Genomic DNA, 17,426 nt, shown 5'->3' on the forward strand with positions numbered 1-17,426 from the left:
TTTCAAATTTTGCTTCAGCCGAAGAGTGCAGTATAAAGGAGTTGAAAAGATGTGGTGAAAGCGGTGAGGCTTGTAGTAAGTCTGGCAAATTTTCGATTTGTTATTATTCGGCCCGACCCAAACCCAACCCCACGCCAGACATACCGCAAATTGCGCTTCCCGGAAAAGGAATCGAAGGACCATCATCGGTTACTAAGAGAGACCATATCGATGGTTTCTCTAAGGGACCACCTCCTGCGGCATCTGTGCCACCAAATCGTAAGGAGATGTATGAGGAAATTAAACCGAAGTGACTTTTACTGTGCATCTTGTAGTCTATGGGTAGAACCCATTTTAAAAGGGGCACGAAAGAGTTGTAACTCTCTGAGTGCCCCTGGTATTTATATCTCAGGTTAATTGGGTGCCCTTGTCAGTAAGCCCCTTATAGCAAGTCAGCATCAAATCGCGCTGAATGCCGTCCACGATCTGCCTGGGGTACATCGAGCGCCAGGTGTTGTGAAGCCGGAGCGTGTCTTCGTTGATTCCATGATCTAGCTCTTGCTGCATGATCACCCTGTAGCTGCGCCAAGCGTGCCAATACAGCTGCTGTACTCGGCCCTCGCTGAAAATCACCGCGTCGTCAGGGAGAATGCGCCGGATGTCGGCGGCGGCATCTCCTTGAAGGGCAGGGGCGCCGGCAGCTTCCCGTTCTTTCGTCCAGTATTCCCACAGCACGTCGTCGCATTCGGCCTGGTACTGACGGATGCGCTCGCGCAACTCCGGCCGCACCTTGTTGGGGCTGATGGTGTAGAGCCATCCAGTCAACTTGCGGAGAGCGAGGCAAAGTGATTTCTGCTGACCGCCGAGGGAAGGTATTGCGATTTCCACAATCCCTGAAGAAAAGCGCTGCTTGAGCTTAGTAAACTGGGATGCCCAATTGAGCCCCATGCCTTCGGCTATGGGCTTCATGGGGGTATAGGCTTCGCCTGCGAGTTGGATGATATAAAGCGTGTTGCCGTGGAACGGCACGGAGAGCGTTTGCATGATCATGCTCCTGTGTTGCGGATAGCTCCACCAACACGCTTCCTACGGCGGGTTGGCAGACCGAACGGGGGTAGGAAACCGGACACAGGACCGGCCCAGCACAAGCTGGCCCCGCCCGGCCCGCCAGAAAATGGCATGCCAAGCGATGGACACAAAAAAACCGCTCTCGCGGCGGTGTCCGCCTGTGCTTCTCCGGGTTCCTACGCCCGCATCGCGTGATTTGTCCACGCGACGAAGCAAAGATAGCCCTGGAGCAGACGAAAGTCAAAAGTAGGATCAAGGACAAGACAGCAAGCTGAGGCCGCTGCATTTATTGCTGCATGACAAGGTGATAATCTATCGGCCTCTCAGATTGTGGAGGCAGGCATGAAACAGACCTTGTACGACTTCATCGGCGTTGGCCGATACGCTGCGGACGCCGAAGTGAAAGCGGCCATATTGAAGAAGGCCAATGTCCAAAAAGAAAGCGGCACTGCCAACCAGTTCGATATCTCCCTCCTGAAGCAGGCGTCGGAAATCTTGCTGAACCCGGACAAGCGCCGGAGCTACGACAGGTCGATGGAGGAGGGTGCCGCCCAGGCCGTTTCTACAAATGTCGCTCAGTCTTGGGTGGTGAATTATGGCGTCTTATTACTCTGTTTTCCAATTGCCATTGCATGCGGAATAACACTTCTAACTGCGGTTGTGATGATGCCCGCCTTTAAAATTCCATTGATTGTCGGGCTTTATTCTGTAATGACAGCAACAACAGGAATCCTGGCGGCATTAGAGACCAGTAAAAACAAAGCAAGAGACGATGGAGACGATAGTAAGTCCTTTGTTATTTTTCTTGGAGCATTAATCGTCTGGCCCATTTTCCTACCTATATATTTCTCACGAAGATCAGAGCAAGGGTTTCCTAGACAAACCAAGTCTGCATTGATTGCAGTGGTACTGACGGTTTTTAATTTTGGCTACCCACTCTATGTTGCCGCTAAGCAGCAAAAAGAATTGGAATTGCGAGTAGATCAAGCAAGACAGCGTAGCTCTGAAATATATAAGAAGAGCTACGAAGAAACCATGCGTCAATTAAATGATCTGGGCACGAACTGAAAGGGTGGCCATGACGGAGATTTATGAATCAGCATCAGATGCTTATTACGTAGCATTTTGCGACATCCTTGGTTTTGCAAGCCGAGTAAGTAATGACTTCGAGTCTACGCATGAGGCTTATGTGGCTCTGGCTAACAGCTGGTCGCAGCAAAGTAATTCAGAGATGGTATCTGTTTCAATGTTCTCTGATTCAATTATTCTCTCATGCCCAGTTCTCCCCCCGCTGATCTCTGCCGTAAGGATGCTATGGTTTCACGCACTCCAAAAAGATTTTATGATAAGAGGCTCGATTGCCAAGGGTAAACACTGGGAAAAAAGCCAAGGAAGAAACCTTTTTGTTGTTAGTGAGGCTTTGGTTAGGGCGGTGAAAATTGAACAAATGGTTGGGGTGCCAGCAGTTGTAATCGCTGATGATGTGGAAATTGAAGATGACCTGTGGGTTCTCTGTCGATTTCCGGTTGAAGGTGATCCGGCTCCAATACACGCTGGGTTGCTGTACTTTAGAGATAGAGTTTTGGTCAACCCATTTAATCTCATGTGGGGAACGTCTGCTGCTAATAGGGCAAGGCAGCTAATGGAGCAAAGCCCAAATCACAAAGACAAATATTTGTGGTTTCTTTCTCTGCATGAAGCTGTTTCAAATCATGAATTACTCATGCCCCCCGATGTTTCTGCCCGGCTTTTGGCCAAAGGAGATTTAGTCAAATTAGGAGAGGGCGGGTAAATGTGCGTCAACTTCACCCCACCCACTCACCGCCAGTTGTTGGACAGCTTCGGCCTGGACGCCACAGGCCTAGAGTGGCGCGCCGAAACTTGGCAGGACTACGCCGCCCCGATAATCACCGCCGACGGCCTGCTGTTGGCGTCTTACGGCTTCATCCCCAAGGCACATCTACCGCCTGGCGTGCGCCTGACAACGATGAACGCGCGCGCCGAAACGATAGGGGAGAAGCCAACGTATAAGGGCGCGTGGCGCAAGCGCCAACTTTGCCTGGTGCCGATGCAGGCTTTTTTCGAGCCATGCTACGAGACTGGCAAAGCGGTGCGCACTCGGATCAGCCGGGCCGACGGCGAGCTGTTCGCGGTGGCTGGCATGTGGCGGGAATGGCAGGAGCCGGATGGCTGCGTCTCGCATGCGTTCACGCAGATCACGATCAACGCAGACGAGCATCCACTGATGCGGCGCATGCACAAGCCAGGGGATGAAAAGCGCTCGCTGGTGATCCTGCCGCGCGAGCGGTACGGGGATTGGCTGGAGTGCCGCGAGCCGGAACTAGCGCGGGCGATGCTGGCGCCGTTCTCGGCTGATTTGATGTTAGTGGAAGCGGCTCCACTCAGGAAACCAACTTTGAATGGAGGATTGTAGTGGAGAGGATATGGGTTGGAATTATTGGGGGACTTCTCAGCATTAAGGATTTTTTTGAAGCTAGCTCCTGCTCGCCGCAGCTTCGTGAGTGGAAGTGCGCTTGGCGTAACTCCTGGATTTTATTGGTGTTCGGCCTTTTTCTATTGTTGATGGCATGGTTGCTTGCGCCTGGTGCTACTGAGCCTGAAATTAGTGCGCTTGTTAGGCGTTTGGTTGTAGGCGTATTTGCCATTTTTTCGATCGCCGCTCTCATAGCTAGTTTATGGCCACTCTTACGTTACTGGTGGTTGCATAGAAACGGAGATGCTTGAAGAATTTTATTTTGTTCCCGATTTGATTTTGTGGTGTGAAAATGTTTTAATGGCGCACCTGTATTCGTTTTGCATTGCATGTATGAGTAAAATATTTAAGAGCTTTCGCGCTAAGTTCACACTCTGGCATTTCTTGGTTGTTTTGATTTTTGCTTTCATGGTTCTGGTTTTGGCATTTTATTTTGCCAGCTTTCATGAAGGCTTGAGCAAGGAGAATGGTGACTGGGGAACTTTTGGTGATTTTTTTGGGGGCACTTTAAACCCCATTCTCACCTTTATTAGTATTGTTATTTTAGTAAAAACCATACGCTTGCAAATTGAAGAGCAGGACCGCTCAGCAGAGTTCCAAAAAAGCAGCGAGGAGAATTTTCAAAAACAATTGACGTTGCAGCAAGAAGAGTATAGCCGTTCGGTCAGGGCGCAAGAGGCTGCTGAGCAAAGTTTGCAGCTGCAGATTAAGACCCAAAAAGAACAACAGATTGAAAAGACATTTTTTTCCCTTTTGGAGCTTCATAATCAAACGCTTCATGCAGTATTTCCTGCTGACGAGGCACTTTCTCCAATCAAGTCGCTTAGAGCGAACCTCGAAAAAAAAACCAGCACCCCTTCCCAGTATGTTGTTAAATTGGTTCGCGATAAAAATGACATTTTTGGTCATTACTTTAGGTTGTTGTATCAATTGCTAAAATTTATTGCTATCAATTGCTCCGATGGAGCAGTTTCAGAGCAATTTAAGATATCTGAAATTGAAATGGCGCCAGTGACGACAAAAGAAAAGTCTTATGCAAATATAGTTAGATCTTTTTTGAGTTATGATGTCACTCAAATTCTTGCACTAAACTGCTTGTGTTTCGATGAGAGTGATTCGTTTTTGAAGTATATGAGATTGGTGGAGCGATATGAATTTTTGGAGCATATGCCTTTTTACGATGGCGTTGTTCCAGATGTTATATTATTCCGCATGAGCTATTATTATGACAAAAAAGCTTTTGGGTGTAGCCACTTTCTTTCATCTGTCGTTCAATCGCACCGATACTTAAATTCACTTGCTGATGAAAAAAGTTTTTTTGAGTATCAGAAGAATAAAAGAGCCCATCAATAATTTTGCTGCGACCTGTTAAATTGAAAATTAGCTATAGGGTAAGAGTCAGTTAATAAGTAGTAACTGGTCCAGACGCGTCGAGTAGCAAGGAGAGCGCAGATCCTGCCGCATTTGCCAACCCTCGGTCAGTTGCTCGGCCGCGGTGCGCAGCGTGCCACGCCCCCAATCTCGATTGATCTTGTCCATGGTAGCCATCAACCGCGCGCGGCGCGGGTCCGGTGGCGCGGCGAACAGGTCCGACTGCTGCACTCCTTCGTCGCCGATCTCCAGCAGCATGATGCCGGCCTTGTGATAGCGGAAGCCCGGCCGGTAGACGTGGCGCAGGCCGGCCAGCGCCGCCTTGGTGATCAGCAGCGTGTCGTTGCTGGGCTGGACCAGCGGCACCACGATATAGGGCCGGTATTGTGGCGTGTCGGCAAATGGACTGGTCATGATCTGGACCGCCACGAGCTTGGCCACGCTGCGCTGTTGGCGCAGCTTCTCAGCTCCGCGCGCGGCGTGATGCGCCACCGAGGCGGTGAGGGTGGCCAGGTCGGTGACCTTCTCGCTGAATGAGCGCGAGGCGATGATCTGTTGCTTCGCCGGCGCCACGTCTTCCAGCGCCAGGCAGGACACTCCGTTCAGCTCCTGCACGGTCCTTTCCACCACCACCGAGAACGCACGCTTGATCCGGCGTGGGTCAGCCTGCTTGAGCTGCAACGCGGTGATGATCCCCATGGCGGCCAGTTTTTCGGTCAGCCGGCCGCCGATGCCCCAGATGTCGCCGACAGGCATTTGCCCCATCAGCGCGTCGGCCTCGGCTGGGCTCAACCAATCCCAAGCGAACACGCCACCCCATTCGCTGCGCTTCTTTGCGACTCGGTTCGCCAGCTTGGCCAGCGTCTTCGACGTGCCGAAGCCGACACAGGTCGGAATGCCGACCCGCTGCAGCACCGCTTGGCGGATGCGGTGGCCGTGACTGTCCAGATCCGGCATGCCGTCCATGCCCAGGAAGCATTCGTCGATGGAATAAACCTCTTGGTCTGCGGCGAACTCGGACAGCACCCGCATCATTCTGTTGCTCATGTCGCCGTAGAGCGCGTAGTTCGAACTGAACACCGCCACGCGGTGCTTGCGGCACAGCGCCGCGACTTCGAAGTAGGGCCCGAACATTTTCAGGCCCAATTTTTTGGCCTCGGCGCTGGCCGCGACGACGCAGCCGTCGTTATTGCTCAGCACGACGATGGGCCGGCCGGCGAGGTCGGGACGGAATACCCGCTCGCAGGACGCATAGAAGCTGTTTCCGTCGACCAGGGCAAACATCAGCGAAACCTCTTCACACAGCCGCGCACCACGCCCCAGACCTCCAGTTCCTGGCCGTCAGCCAGGCGGAGAGGAGGGTAAGCGGGGTTCTCGGCGATCAGCGCGCAGCGGCCGCGCGTGTGGTGCAAGCGCTTGACGGTGAACTCCCCATCGACCACGGCAATAACGATGTCGCCATGATTCGCGGTCAGCCCCTTGTCCACCACCAGCAGGTCACCCTCGTTGATGCCGGCGCCGCTCATCGAGTCGCCGCGCACGCGCACCAGGAAGGTGGCAGGTGGGTCGGCAATCAGGTAGGCATCGAGGCTGATGGCGTCGTCGAGGTAGTCGTCGGCGGGAGAGGGAAAGCCGGCGCGCACCGGACACCCGGCGACAGGCAGCCATTGGCCGCCTGGCCGGCATGAATGAATTGTCATGTAAAGATGGGGTAAATTGAATGTGTACGAATTCAAATTACACCATGGAATGCAAAAGATAAAGACGAGTTAGTAGGATTTTTCCAGAGGTGTCGATTCATCCCAAAGCCTTGCCCACTCTAGCGCATAGCGTGATGCCAGCGGCTTTGCATTCCAGATCACCAGAACGTTTTCCGCATTTTTGCTGGCGGCCGCGGCGCTGTAGTTGAAGCTGCCGGTTTGGACGTGCAGGCCATCAATCACCATGAACTTGTGATGCATGATCGAGTATTTGCCATTCAGTCGGACCGGAACGCCTTGGTTGGCCAGAAAAGTCGTGGCGCTGTAGCTCTGGCCATTGCTTTTCTCGTCAGCGACCACCTGGACGGTGACGCCTCTTTGGTGCGCCTCTAACAGAGAGGTGGCTACCGGCTTGCTTGAGAATGAGTAGGCGGCGACTTGGATGGAGGTGTTGGCGCTGTTAATGCTGCGCAGGATGAGGTCCTGGCTGCCGCCTTTCGGCGAAAAGCCGACTTCGTAGCTGGCGCCTGATGGCATGGACTCGGAGTAGGCCGCTCCGGATAGGAGAGCACAGACGAAGAGGAGGGAGAGTCTGGGGAGTGTCATGGCATCGATTCCTTGAGCTGAGGGTGTCAGCGGACCGTACCATGTGGTCGCGCCATGGCCCACTCAGCGTGGACTTGCGGCAGGCGCCGCCGGCGCGAGTGTCAGTTTTCGGCACGCCGTGTGTCGAGATAGTCGGCGACGGGGGAGGGAAAGCCGGCGCGTACAGGAGCGGCGGCGACGGGCAGCCGCAGGCCGCCGGCGGCTGGCCGGCTGGGTGGGCATGAGGTCATGGTCTTGAAATTTGAATACGTACAAATTCAAATTAGACCATGCCCGGGAGGATATCAAAATAGCTTTACAGCATGCCATTTCACTGGCGGTGATCGCCACTTGCCCAATCTACAATGCCGGAACCTAGTCCAGACGCTTGGCCATTTCAGACGCGTGCTCGTTGTAGTAGATCATCAGGCTGTTCAAGTCCCGATGCCCAATCATCCGTGCTAAATCAAGCACGTCCAGTTTTTTAGCCAGCCTGGAGATCGCCTCGTGCCGCGTATCATGGAAGTTGACCGAAGCCAGCTCCGGATGGAGTTTTCCGGCGGCATCACGAAACTTCCTCCAGATAGCATCTCTGTTGGCTGCCGACACGCCAAAAACAAACCCATCGGAAGAGGGGAGAAGCAGCGACAGTATCTGTACCGCTGTAGTAGATAGCGGCACGTCTCGCGCATCGCTGTTTTTGGAAATGGGGATATGCACAAACCGCTGCTCAAGATTAACGGCATCAGCTGTCAGGTTCATGATTTCGCCTGACCGCATGCCTGTCTCGATAGCAAACAAGAAGGCCAGGGCAACCTTGTGCCGCTGAAGCTTTGGCACGTCCCAGCGCGAATAACCTAGACCTTCGATCAGGAGGTCCGCCATTTTATCGGTGATGCGCTGGACACGCGGCGGCGGGTCATCAGGCCGGCGGACATCTGTGACAGGGCTGCTAGAGCAGTAGCGCCATTCGCTCCGGGCATGATGGAAAATCGCGGAGATCAGGTTGAAGTCTCGAGTGACCGTCGATGTTTTGACTACCTTCAAACGCTTGTCACGCCATGCCTTTAAGTCTTCAGGGGTAACCTTGTCTATCTTCTTCCCAACAAAATCAAACTCGCGCAGATACAGGTTGATCCGTTTCGTCTCCCACGAGCCCCCGCGCTTTGTCGGGCATACCTCATCACGGTATTTGGCGAGAACGCTGGCCAGGGTCAAGCTATCGGCGATTGCCTTGACTTTGCCGGCAAGGATATCGGCTTCCATCTGCGTCGCCCAAGCAACAGCCTGAGCTTTCGTGTCGAAAGTAGCGGACTCTCGAACCCCTTGCTTCACGACTTCAGCGCGCCATCCAGCGCCGCGTTTTCTGTATGTGGCCATGGCGTAATTTTTGGCGTAATGACAAGGCAAAATTTTACGCCAAACCAGAAAATTACGCCAAAATCGCAAGAGGTAGTTTGCCTTGAAATGGCCTGAAAGCCTTTCCAGTAAAGGATTTTACAAACTTGCAGCAACATTTAAAAAGTCGATTCGATTCCTGCCGCCGGCACCAATTCAGATCAAGGCGCTACAATATGTAGCGCCTTTTTCGTTATCTCCTCCAGCTCCCCAGTCAGGTTGACCTGTGACGTTTTTGTACCGTTGTGGACGGCGGAAACAATCAGCGTATCGATGACATCCGTGTGGCCTCGTAAATGCTCCGGGGGCAAGTGCGCATAGCGCTACACCATATCTATAGAATGCCAAACGAGAGAATGGCGTAGCTACCGCGTCGTGAAGTATGTATGGCCATGGCACCGGTGCTGGCTCGATCTACCGGGCGTTCACGTCGCAGGGCGCCATGTTGTCCGTCGGCGCTGGCCCGGCTCAGGACCACATGGCGCGGTGCGAACAGCACCATGCCAACGCGAACGAGAAAGGGCGGTGATGGACATGCCATTGCTTGGGCCTGGCGCGCCGCTTGGCAAGGGTCGCTCACCGTGGCGGGATGCTGGTAGGGAGGGGCAGCAATGACCGAAGCAGCGGCCGCATTGGCGCAGTGGGGGAAGTGGCTGAACGACAGTGGGAGCTGGCGCGGCATCACGCCATCGATCGAGGGGCGCTACGCCAATGACCCCGAGCGCTATCGGTTCGCCGAGGACAAGGACACGGCGCGCCGGCGCGGCGAGGTCCGCTATAACCCGCTGATCGCCGGCCAGGTGGAGCGGGTGGTGAACCAGCTTGCCCAGGGCGAAAGGGCGGTGCTCCGCGCGCGGCATGTCCATTACCCGCACCTGGCGGACGAGGATATCGCGCGGCGGCTGGCGATGAGCGCCAAGGCGTTTGATGGGGCGCTGCTGCAGGCGACGGTGCGCTTTGGCCGTGCCTGGCGCCGGCAGTACCAGGAGGTGGCCTAGCATGCGACGACCACGCGGACAGGGGCTGGCTTCGAAGATCTGCGATGTGTTGGCAGACGCGCCACGGCCGATGTTCTTGGGGGAAATCGAGGCGGCGTTGGACTTCCAGTATGGTGGGGCCGAGATTATGTCGGTGTTGGTGAAGTTGCAGCGCACAGGGAAAGTAATAACGGAAAAGAGGGGGAGATTTGGTCCCGGCCGGCGAATGGCGAATGCCTATGGTCTTGCGCTCATGCCGCTTGAAGGCGGCGGATAGGCAGGCTCTCTCACTGGCAAGGGCCTGTGATCCGCCAGGTCGGTTTGATGTGCCTGCCAAACTCGACCGGGAGCGAATGCTCCCGGTCGAACAGGCGAAGAGAGCCGAATTTACTTCTTAATCCAAGCTTGCGACCAATTTATGCCCTTTCCAGGCTCGTAGTGGCGCATCTGAGTATCGGTTTTAATCGTGCACCAACCGGTATGCGGCGCAGGCTTACATTCAAACACGCCACCTGCATTGCTGACACGATCACCGGCCTTGTACGTGACATTTCGTTGGAACGCAGGAACTTCACTACCACCACTCTCTTTCGGTTTAATGGTCATCGTGTGAGTCGCACGATGGTCTTTACCGTTTGCCGGGTCTTTTACAGTTAAAGTTACTGTATAGACCGTCTCATTTTGGACCTCAGGCGCCGTAAAGCTGACCGTATTGGCGTTAGTCTGCCCCATATTCAGCGTCGGCGATGCCGTCCACTGATAGTTAAGTGCACCGTTGTACCCGGTTGAACTGCTGCCATTCAGGCGAATGCTCTGCCCAGCGGTATAACTAGCCTGACCACCGCTAATTCGGGCGACCGGCGCGGCGGGGTCTTTATCTTTCTTAACGGTTACCGTATGGCTCGTTTCATGTTTCTTATTCAACTGATCGGTGACGGCCAACTTAATCGTATAGGTCTGGCCGTCTTGGGCACTGGCGGGTACCGTAACCTGAACCTTTTGAGCGGTGTTATTCGGCTGGAACGTCAGACCATGGGGATTGCTCCACAAGTATTTTAGCGAGCTACCAGTAGACTGCTCGGCAGACAGCGCAAGTGTTTCCCCGGCTTTGACCGTGGTTTTGCTACTGATATTGGCTTGGGGTGGCGTATAAGCGCCATCTGATTTTACCTGTAAGGTATGGATGGCCGTTTCGGTACGCCCTTTGCTGTCAGTGACGGTAAGCTTAACTTGGTGCTTGCCTAACGGGGTATTCATGCTTGCGATGACCACCAATTTGTCATGGTTTGGCAATAGCATTAACTGGCTGTTGTTTTCCCATTTATACGTCAGTTTATCCCCGGTGGAACCTTCTGCACTTAGGATGCTGCCCTGCGCGCCCTGCAGAAGTTCAGCCGGACCGGAGATTACAGCGGTGGGGGGCGTTGAAGGGTCGCCGCCACCGCTATTGCCATTCCCTGGGGTGGTATTGTAAATACTCATCAGATAATTATTCACCAACTGACCATCCACGTGAGCCTTGAGGCCGATCCAGGATTTATGCGGCCCTTGAGATGGCAGCTTCGGGTTGTCGCTCTCAACATACATTACATTCAACGTTTTGCTGCCGGTGACTGCCTGCTGAAGATTATGCGACTGACCATTAATGTTTTGGCTGACGCGATAAACGATCTCATAGGTTTTCCCGGTTTGGATGTCTTGCGAGGCGGCGGCTATTTTTGAATGGGTTTGCTCATGCGCCAGCCAGCGTCCGGATAAGGGTTCGAAAGTCCGCGTATCGGTAAAGCGTGGACCCGTAATTGGAAGCTGCTGCTGGCGGATGATAAATGGTGTCACTCTGAGTGTGCCCAGGCCAATGACGGCCTGGTTTTGTTGCGCACTGACATAAGGTTGCATGGCCTTCCACAGACTTTCCGCGGTTGCCGAGACATTTCCATTTCTACCGGTGCCCCAATGCACACCAACCACTTTGCCGCTGCTTTGTGACAACACGGGACTACCCGATGCGCCTACCTGGGTATCGCAGTTATGAGAAATCGAGGATGTATTTGAGATTACTTTACAACTGGCGTTCGCCTTTTTATAAGCAATCGACTGCAATGTAGAGTCACTGCCGTCCGGACGCTTAATTATGCCATGCTGTGGAATATACAGTGCTGTATTGCGGGCCGGTATCTTATTGTCTAGTTCCAGGCCGCCAAACAGGTATTTTACCTTGGCGTGCTCATAGTCGAACGCATCAAGTGTAAACAAGGTATAGTCTTCTGGGCCGGATGGGCGTCCCGTCACCAGTAGTTTGTCTGGCTTGATTTTGAGTACGTTACCGGGCTCAATATATTCGCAGCTGGGAGTAATGTAATGAAAGTTCACTTCTCCATTATTGCGTAGATCTTGCTGATCATTCACTACATGGTTATTAGTGACCATAAAGTTGTCATTGCCCAAGGCCCAAGTGCTTCCCCTGTTACGACCTATATCCATATAGCCCGTGGCCAAGCTGCCGTGATTCCAGCTGGGATTTTTGGCTGTTACACATGGTGAAAGCTCGCGCTCGTCATTCGAGATATTTCTTCTGGTATCTGTGGGCGGGCTTTCCCAGTACTCCAGAGTAACCGCATCCTGCTGTCTCGGCGTCGCCCCTTCGGGATACACTACGCGGATACGGGCGTATTCGCCACTAATGGACAACGGTGCGAATAACTTACCTGCAGCCAATTGGCCAAAATCTTTCTGTCCATACAGGTACACTTCTTTTTGTTCTGGGTCGGACACCTCAATATAGGCTTGTGGGGGTAGGTTGATGATGGAAAAATAAGGCTTAACCGATTCAACGCCGCGGGCGCCAATGGTGGTTTCGGCGACATAAGGGCCGGACTGGGCACTTCTGCCTGCTTGCAGTAATGCCTGCCGTGTGCCGTGCTGCTGCATTTTCTGCGTGGCGACTTCAGTCTGAGTGGTGAGCGCCGGGCGGGAATGGGCTTGGGCCAATACGGTGGTTGACATCAGGGCGCCGACCAAAAGTTTTAATTTAAATAGAGAATTAGTCATGTCTATTTTCAAGGAGATTGAGCAAGGTGTATTCACTAAACGTGAGCAAAAAGCGCGGGCGTGTTGGGTGAAACAAGCCGCTATGGCACCCTGCTGGCGACTCACGCTATGAATGGATGGGGATAATAGAGTGCTTCAGGAATCTGATCGATAATGCTAAAAGAATTATCAATAGAATATATAGACCTGTCGCGGGCTGGTAGGCATCCTTAAGGCCCGCTAACAAAGGCCCTTGATGCCAGATGGGTGCGGCCGCATCAAGCGAGGATGAAATGGAAGTCGTAAGCCAGATATTCTGGATGAGTAAGTTTGGTCGGGATGCTCTGGAGAAAGAGCTCCGTAAAAGGTTTGAAAAGCTAATAGAAAGCATTCAACCAAGAGAGTTTCATCATGCAGGAGAGGGGCTTAAAGGTAATAAGACACGAGGAAATTCAGAGGATTTATGTGGTTTAGTGGGCTCAGATATCAATAGGCGTCTTGCTGTAGAATATTTTAAAGTAATATTTGCTGAAGTTGAAAATCTAAAATAAATATATTTTTTGTAGAGTATTTATTTTTGAAGTGGGTTCAATATTGTTGGCAGAGTGTATTACAATCGAACTTCGCCTAGTGGCGCATTACCAACGCTTCATCCGACGTTGGCCGCTCGCGAGAGTAGCGAAATCGGATGACCTACTGCATTACAAAGCCCCCATCTGGGGGCTTTTTTTATCCGTTTAGCAAGCAGTTTGCATAGAAGCAAAGCTGCCAGATATCAAGGCAGGACTGGCTGAAAGGCTAGGGCGGTTGTTATGGCCGATAGTACAGGCATGAGCCTAGATACATTTGTGACAAATGCATAATATACTAGTGCTGCAAGATGCTTCATCTTACTTAAACTGTATTAATTTCAAGGAGTTGACATGGCATACGCTCAATGGGTAGCTATCACCATTATTCCTGATAACTACACAGTTACGATTAGAAATGTTGCGCACTCTTGGGGAAAATTCTATTCCAATGGGAATAAAGACGAAGAGATCCAGCCGAGTCAAATCGAAGGCACTACGGTCACCCAGGACCAGACTTACACCATCTATGCATGTGGCCGTGAGAATGCCTCTTCCGGCACCGAAGGTTCTTTCGACATCTATGATGGCAATACCAAGGTAGGGACTTACACTTGGGATTGCCCGTGGGGTTCCAAGACCAACAGTTCTGACTTCAGTCCCTCTGGCTCTGAACCCCCATACAACCGCTATATGACTGAACAATACGGGGCCAACCTGGATAGCGGCGCCTTGGGCAACGTCAGTCTGGAAACCTTGAAGAAACGTCGCCAACAGCATGATTAAGTTCTTGAAGTAGGACGCAACGATAGAAAAAGCGCCGCTCATCCCAAAGGTGAGCGGCGCTTTGTTTAAGCCATCCTACGACAACGCATCAAGCCAGACACCGCGCCAATTCCTCGCCTATCCTTCGCATCGGCTCCGGATCGCTCATGCCGAAGTGGTCGCAGTCCAGCTCTACGCACTCCAGCGTGCCGCCGAGATAGGGCCGCCAATCTTCCGGCTTGGGCGCGTCTTCCGGGTGGACGCCGGCGCGGAACAGCAGCACGTCGCCGTCGTAAGGCGGGGTTTGGCTATCGCGGAACAATTGCATGCCGTGCATGCCCAGCCGTTCCAGCGCGCCGGGCTGGATGCTCAGCAGCGGCGTGAATTCCTGGCCTTCGCTGGCCGGCTGTCCCGCCAGCGCCAGTGATCCGGGATCGCAGCACCTCGGCCAAGCGCGAGCGCATCGCCGTCGCTGAGGAAGGTGGCCAGGGTATAGCCGCCGCCGGCCAGCGGCAGGCCCACCACCGCAGCCTCGCGCATCTCCGGGCAGGCCAGCATAGAGGAGCCCGCTGGGAGGCGAGCTCGCTTGGGGATTCATTGGTAACTGGGGTTTGTATTTATTCTCTAAAGCTTTTGGCCCTCGGCGCGGCCGTAAACGCTGAGTCTTCTTTGAGTGCTCCATTTTGATTTCCCCATACCGTGGAGATTCCGTCCACTGTGCCCTCCCATTCATTCCATGTCTCAAATGTCTCCTCACGGGGGCCTGAAAATATTTTATTTATAACCATGCCCGAGGGATCAAATGAAACATGAAAGTGTTCCGTGTGTATCTTTACTCCCGACATGGATAGCTGCTGAAGCTGACCTAGCCCAGTATACCTTGCTATGGTAAACGCAAATGATTTTTTGCGGTTCTTATGTGCCGGGTTTGAGTTGTATTCTACATCCACATTGGTTTCGTAACATTTCCTGAGGTAGTAAGGGCCCACATCAAAGAATAAATTATTTATTAATGCCATTTGCTCTTCTGACATATTGTTCTTTGAGTTTTTTTTGGACTTCTTGTTAGTGCTTCCAATTTTGATAGTGAACATTCACTTCCTCTTTTCCTGTTTTGGATCTATCGATAGGCATCCATTCTAACGTCATTTATATTGAAGGTGTTCCTGATCTGATCATCAAGGCAGCTGAACATTCAGGGGCGGCGATCCCGTTGCTCAGGAAGATGATGGAGCCGATTACGGCGTTAACTTGATTCGACGATGTCGGGGGGGGGCGAGAGTCTAATTTTCCGGCTTTAGGCAAGCTTACAAAATCGGCTGCAATAACTTCTAGAGCTTCCAGTTGAAAAATTTTCGCTTTATCACTAGTAAGGAAGCTTGTTTGACTCATTGTTCTTTTAAATCAAGCTTCTCTTAAAAATAATACACACAATATTTTGTTATTGCAGATTGACGAGAAAAATACCCGGTTTTTTGGGATGAAATATTGCGCTTAATTGGGGTGCGTTGCTGTTTCAAAAGCCACTTGGCGGCATTTGATTGGCATTTCTCATCCTCTGATTTGCATAGAATGGCTCCGCGTTTTTCTTCCCAGCGAGGGATTTTGCTCACGCCATGAGGTAGCATGTTTGGCATTGCTGGAAGCGCAACAGTCTTGGTGTCTGCAAAAAATGGAATGATTGCAACCTCAGGCCAGCCGCCACTTACCCAAGCAAGATTTTCTATTCCATTTCTTCGTGCGTCGCGAGCAATCTCTTTGGCGATGCCCTCATCATTTGTGTAATAGTTTTCATCCAATGAATAATCTTGCCAAACAAGATAAGATACTGAAATGGCAGTAGCAAAAACCCAAAAAATTGGAACGAATTTTTCTAATTTTTTCAATCTAATATTATTTAACTTGACTGGTCTTGCAAGCCAAAACAATGGATAAATAAATGCCAAAGGAATTGCCCAGTGTATTGCAAGTTTCACATAGCCAGTCGCCGCAAAAAGCAATGTGATGACTAGGGGTGTAATTGTTATCCAGAATAGTCTGTCATTTTTGCTTGCCAGTTGGAGAGTGTTTCGGCTTGAAGAGAGAAAACCATCGCTCTCGCTGATCCAAAGCATTATTAACCAGGAAAAACCAGCATACAATAAGGGGGATATGGAGAATGATATCAAATGCAGTACGTCGACAGTGGCACTTGCATTGCGACCAATATAATTTAGAGTGGCTCCGCTCGCTTGAATAAACCATAAGACATGAGGCGACATGGTTGTACTGAATGTCGCAAGTGATATCCAAGGGCTTATTGATAGCAGCCATTTTCGACCTTCTATCGTCATTGCTGCGGCTATGAAAATTGATAATAGTAGAACACCTGTGTAGTACTTTCCGAGCATGCCTAAAGTTGCAAATAGACCAAGGCAAAGTGCATCAACAATCTTTCCGGAGCGAACCCCTTTTTCAAAGAAGTAAACAATCCACGGCCAAATAGGTAAAAGAACAGAGTTTGCATTGAATTTAAAGGCCAATGTACTGAAGGGCAGTGTCAGGCTAAGCAATATGAGCATTGTTAGTTGCTGATCAGCGCGAAGCCATAGTTTGGCCAACCACATACCCCCCCACATGGCTAGTGCTAGGTTTGCTGCGCAAAGAAGATAGGCATAAAGATGGCTGTGAGGGAAAATGGAAAACCACAAATTGGAAACCCATCCACTTAAAGGAGGGTGTTTGAATGTTCCCCATTCAAAGTTGGGCGTGAATGCGAATGCCTCAATCATGTCTCCATATGGATCTAGCACTGGGAATGCTACGACGTTCAATAGGAACCATATTATTGAGTTGCATAAAATAAATAGGGCTGGGCGTGCTTTAAAAAAAGCCATAAGCTTCATTTAAATGAATCCTTGCTTTCGGATAACGCAGGATTTTATTAATGATTGGCGAAGTAATGGTTGCGTTTTTGTGTAGATTGTGTGGATTTTGATTTTTATATGATGAAGGCAGTGGGGCTGACAGGCGTTAGGTATTTAGGGTTGCCCGATAGCTAACGCTACTGACACAACGGCGCTAACACGATTAAATTGATTGGAGTCGGGTCAGCATCGATGGAGTAATTGATATATCTGGCAATGGCTCAACTCGAGCATTGAGCGGCACGACAACGACATTGAGGCGGCATGCGAAAGCAAGCATGCAGGTGGGCTACTGAGGCGGCAGGGGGCGGGGAAGCCGGCTTCTTCCCTGTGCAGCTTTCGGATGGACTGAGATAGCAGGTGCGGGTCCTGATGGTCGTAGATAGATCAGCGCGCTGCCGGCAGTTCACGCCCCTCGTGGCGCCATGTTCTGTGGGCTAGGGCGCTGGTTGCTTGGCTATTTTTGGCCGGTGGCACTATAGGGCAATGACCGTCCACGAACTGCCGAGGAGCATATGGCCCGTGTGCGCCGCTGGCGGCCATGACTTGAGAGTCAACATGCTAGCTATCCCCGCACAAAAGGCTCA

18 protein-coding genes are annotated in these 17,426 nt (G+C 51.8%); 7 read left to right on the forward strand and 11 right to left on the reverse strand.

Features of this window, described 5'->3' with window-relative positions:
* Positions 1-387 precede the first annotated feature (387 nt).
* On the reverse strand, positions 388-1,023 hold the full coding sequence (locus tag ACE3QM_RS00725) for a phage antirepressor N-terminal domain-containing protein (RefSeq protein ID WP_374419508.1): 636 nt from the start codon (positions 1,021-1,023) through the stop codon (positions 388-390).
* A 366-nt stretch (positions 1,024-1,389) separates the two neighbouring features.
* On the opposite strand from ACE3QM_RS00725, the gene ACE3QM_RS00730 reads away from it, so the two are divergent.
* The 4 genes from ACE3QM_RS00730 (at position 1,390) to ACE3QM_RS00745 (ending at position 4,894) form a co-directional block, all read left to right on the forward strand.
* Positions 1,390-2,115, forward strand: coding sequence for a hypothetical protein (locus tag ACE3QM_RS00730; RefSeq protein WP_374419511.1), 726 nt, complete (start codon positions 1,390-1,392; stop codon positions 2,113-2,115).
* Positions 2,116-2,125: 10 nt separating this feature from the next.
* Positions 2,126-2,839: a hypothetical protein gene (locus ACE3QM_RS00735; protein ID WP_374419512.1), complete on the forward strand. Its 714-nt coding sequence runs from the start codon at positions 2,126-2,128 to the stop codon at positions 2,837-2,839.
* The gene (locus tag ACE3QM_RS00740) at positions 2,840-3,481 is read left to right on the forward strand and encodes an SOS response-associated peptidase (RefSeq protein ID WP_374419514.1); all 642 of its coding nucleotides are present in this window, start codon (positions 2,840-2,842) and stop codon (positions 3,479-3,481) included.
* 303 nt (positions 3,482-3,784) lie between these two features.
* A complete protein-coding gene (locus tag ACE3QM_RS00745; protein WP_374419516.1) occupies positions 3,785-4,894 on the forward strand; it encodes a putative phage abortive infection protein in 1,110 nt (369 codons plus the stop codon).
* Between the two features lie 45 nt (positions 4,895-4,939).
* On the opposite strand, the gene ACE3QM_RS00750 is transcribed toward ACE3QM_RS00745, so the two are convergent.
* The 5 genes from ACE3QM_RS00750 to ACE3QM_RS00770 form a co-directional block, all read right to left on the reverse strand.
* Positions 4,940-6,196, reverse strand: a complete 1,257-nt coding sequence (locus tag ACE3QM_RS00750) for a Y-family DNA polymerase (RefSeq protein ID WP_374419518.1) — start codon at positions 6,194-6,196, stop codon at positions 4,940-4,942.
* A complete protein-coding gene (locus ACE3QM_RS00755; RefSeq protein WP_374419520.1) occupies positions 6,196-6,555 on the reverse strand; it encodes a LexA family protein in 360 nt (119 codons plus the stop codon). Before ACE3QM_RS00755 ends, ACE3QM_RS00750 begins: the two co-directional genes overlap by 1 nt.
* Before the next feature lie 126 nt (positions 6,556-6,681).
* On the reverse strand, positions 6,682-7,218 hold the full coding sequence (locus tag ACE3QM_RS00760; RefSeq protein WP_374419522.1) for a phospholipase D family protein: 537 nt from the start codon (positions 7,216-7,218) through the stop codon (positions 6,682-6,684).
* Positions 7,219-7,572: 354 nt separating this feature from the next.
* A complete protein-coding gene (locus ACE3QM_RS00765) occupies positions 7,573-8,463 on the reverse strand; it encodes a tyrosine-type recombinase/integrase (RefSeq protein ID WP_374419524.1) in 891 nt (296 codons plus the stop codon).
* 65 nt (positions 8,464-8,528) lie between these two features.
* Positions 8,529-8,714, reverse strand: a complete 186-nt coding sequence (locus ACE3QM_RS00770) for a hypothetical protein (protein ID WP_374419525.1) — start codon at positions 8,712-8,714, stop codon at positions 8,529-8,531.
* A gap of 492 nt (positions 8,715-9,206) precedes the next feature.
* On the opposite strand from ACE3QM_RS00770, the gene ACE3QM_RS00775 reads away from it, so the two are divergent.
* Positions 9,207-9,593 carry a hypothetical protein gene (locus ACE3QM_RS00775; RefSeq protein WP_374419527.1) on the forward strand — a complete coding sequence of 129 codons (387 nt, stop codon included), beginning with the start codon at positions 9,207-9,209 and terminating at the stop codon, positions 9,591-9,593.
* A 366-nt stretch (positions 9,594-9,959) separates the two neighbouring features.
* Here the strand turns inward: ACE3QM_RS00775 and ACE3QM_RS00780 are convergent, their stop codons facing one another.
* Entirely contained in the window at positions 9,960-12,620 is a 2,661-nt protein-coding gene (locus tag ACE3QM_RS00780; RefSeq protein ID WP_374419529.1) for a trypsin-like peptidase domain-containing protein, read from the reverse strand.
* A 272-nt stretch (positions 12,621-12,892) separates the two neighbouring features.
* Between ACE3QM_RS00780 and ACE3QM_RS00785 the strand changes: the two genes are divergently transcribed.
* Both ACE3QM_RS00785 and ACE3QM_RS00790 read left to right on the forward strand, forming a co-directional pair.
* The gene (locus ACE3QM_RS00785; RefSeq protein ID WP_374419531.1) at positions 12,893-13,150 is read left to right on the forward strand and encodes a hypothetical protein; all 258 of its coding nucleotides are present in this window, start codon (positions 12,893-12,895) and stop codon (positions 13,148-13,150) included.
* Between the two features lie 372 nt (positions 13,151-13,522).
* Positions 13,523-13,954 (forward strand): aegerolysin family protein, encoded by a 432-nt coding sequence (locus ACE3QM_RS00790; protein ID WP_374419533.1) that lies wholly within the window; start codon positions 13,523-13,525, stop codon positions 13,952-13,954.
* Between the two features lie 88 nt (positions 13,955-14,042).
* On the opposite strand, the gene ACE3QM_RS00795 is transcribed toward ACE3QM_RS00790, so the two are convergent.
* The 4 genes from ACE3QM_RS00795 to ACE3QM_RS00810 form a co-directional block, all read right to left on the reverse strand.
* A complete protein-coding gene (locus ACE3QM_RS00795; protein WP_374419534.1) occupies positions 14,043-14,270 on the reverse strand; it encodes a hypothetical protein in 228 nt (75 codons plus the stop codon).
* Between the two features lie 32 nt (positions 14,271-14,302).
* Complete coding sequence (locus ACE3QM_RS00800; RefSeq protein ID WP_374419536.1) at positions 14,303-14,491, reverse strand: hypothetical protein; 189 nt, start codon at positions 14,489-14,491, stop codon at positions 14,303-14,305.
* 59 nt (positions 14,492-14,550) lie between these two features.
* Positions 14,551-15,027 carry a hypothetical protein gene (locus ACE3QM_RS00805; RefSeq protein ID WP_374419538.1) on the reverse strand — a complete coding sequence of 159 codons (477 nt, stop codon included), beginning with the start codon at positions 15,025-15,027 and terminating at the stop codon, positions 14,551-14,553.
* 321 nt (positions 15,028-15,348) lie between these two features.
* The gene (locus ACE3QM_RS00810) at positions 15,349-16,818 is read right to left on the reverse strand and encodes a glycosyltransferase family 39 protein (protein WP_374419540.1); all 1,470 of its coding nucleotides are present in this window, start codon (positions 16,816-16,818) and stop codon (positions 15,349-15,351) included.
* Positions 16,819-17,426: the final 608 nt, after the last annotated feature.

Origin of the sequence: Chromobacterium sp., from assembly GCF_041912965.1 — a bacterium.
Classification (GTDB): Bacteria; Pseudomonadota; Gammaproteobacteria; order Burkholderiales; family Chromobacteriaceae; genus Chromobacterium; species Chromobacterium aquaticum.

What these genes read in the sequence shown, in the direction of transcription:
- ACE3QM_RS00770 (WP_374419525.1), bottom strand. Translation starts at nt 8,714, where the DNA reads ATGTTGCTGCAAGTTTGTAAAATCCTTTACTGGAAAGGCTTTCAGGCC.
- ACE3QM_RS00765 (WP_374419524.1), bottom strand. Translation starts at nt 8,463, where the DNA reads ATGGAAGCCGATATCCTTGCCGGCAAAGTCAAGGCAATCGCCGATAGC.
- ACE3QM_RS00780 (WP_374419529.1), bottom strand. Translation starts at nt 12,620, where the DNA reads ATGACTAATTCTCTATTTAAATTAAAACTTTTGGTCGGCGCCCTGATG.
- ACE3QM_RS00790 (WP_374419533.1), top strand. Translation starts at nt 13,523, where the DNA reads ATGGCATACGCTCAATGGGTAGCTATCACCATTATTCCTGATAACTAC.
- ACE3QM_RS00730 (WP_374419511.1), top strand. Translation starts at nt 1,390, where the DNA reads ATGAAACAGACCTTGTACGACTTCATCGGCGTTGGCCGATACGCTGCG.
- ACE3QM_RS00800 (WP_374419536.1), bottom strand. Translation starts at nt 14,491, where the DNA reads ATGCTGGCCTGCCCGGAGATGCGCGAGGCTGCGGTGGTGGGCCTGCCG.
- ACE3QM_RS00795 (WP_374419534.1), bottom strand. Translation starts at nt 14,270, where the DNA reads ATGCACGGCATGCAATTGTTCCGCGATAGCCAAACCCCGCCTTACGAC.
- ACE3QM_RS00775 (WP_374419527.1), top strand. Translation starts at nt 9,207, where the DNA reads ATGACCGAAGCAGCGGCCGCATTGGCGCAGTGGGGGAAGTGGCTGAAC.
- ACE3QM_RS00745 (WP_374419516.1), top strand. Translation starts at nt 3,785, where the DNA reads ATGCTTGAAGAATTTTATTTTGTTCCCGATTTGATTTTGTGGTGTGAA.
- ACE3QM_RS00740 (WP_374419514.1), top strand. Translation starts at nt 2,840, where the DNA reads ATGTGCGTCAACTTCACCCCACCCACTCACCGCCAGTTGTTGGACAGC.
- ACE3QM_RS00805 (WP_374419538.1), bottom strand. Translation starts at nt 15,027, where the DNA reads ATGTTCACTATCAAAATTGGAAGCACTAACAAGAAGTCCAAAAAAAAC.
- ACE3QM_RS00760 (WP_374419522.1), bottom strand. Translation starts at nt 7,218, where the DNA reads ATGACACTCCCCAGACTCTCCCTCCTCTTCGTCTGTGCTCTCCTATCC.
- ACE3QM_RS00725 (WP_374419508.1), bottom strand. Translation starts at nt 1,023, where the DNA reads ATGCAAACGCTCTCCGTGCCGTTCCACGGCAACACGCTTTATATCATC.
- ACE3QM_RS00750 (WP_374419518.1), bottom strand. Translation starts at nt 6,196, where the DNA reads ATGTTTGCCCTGGTCGACGGAAACAGCTTCTATGCGTCCTGCGAGCGG.
- ACE3QM_RS00735 (WP_374419512.1), top strand. Translation starts at nt 2,126, where the DNA reads ATGACGGAGATTTATGAATCAGCATCAGATGCTTATTACGTAGCATTT.
- ACE3QM_RS00785 (WP_374419531.1), top strand. Translation starts at nt 12,893, where the DNA reads ATGGAAGTCGTAAGCCAGATATTCTGGATGAGTAAGTTTGGTCGGGAT.
- ACE3QM_RS00810 (WP_374419540.1), bottom strand. Translation starts at nt 16,818, where the DNA reads ATGAAGCTTATGGCTTTTTTTAAAGCACGCCCAGCCCTATTTATTTTA.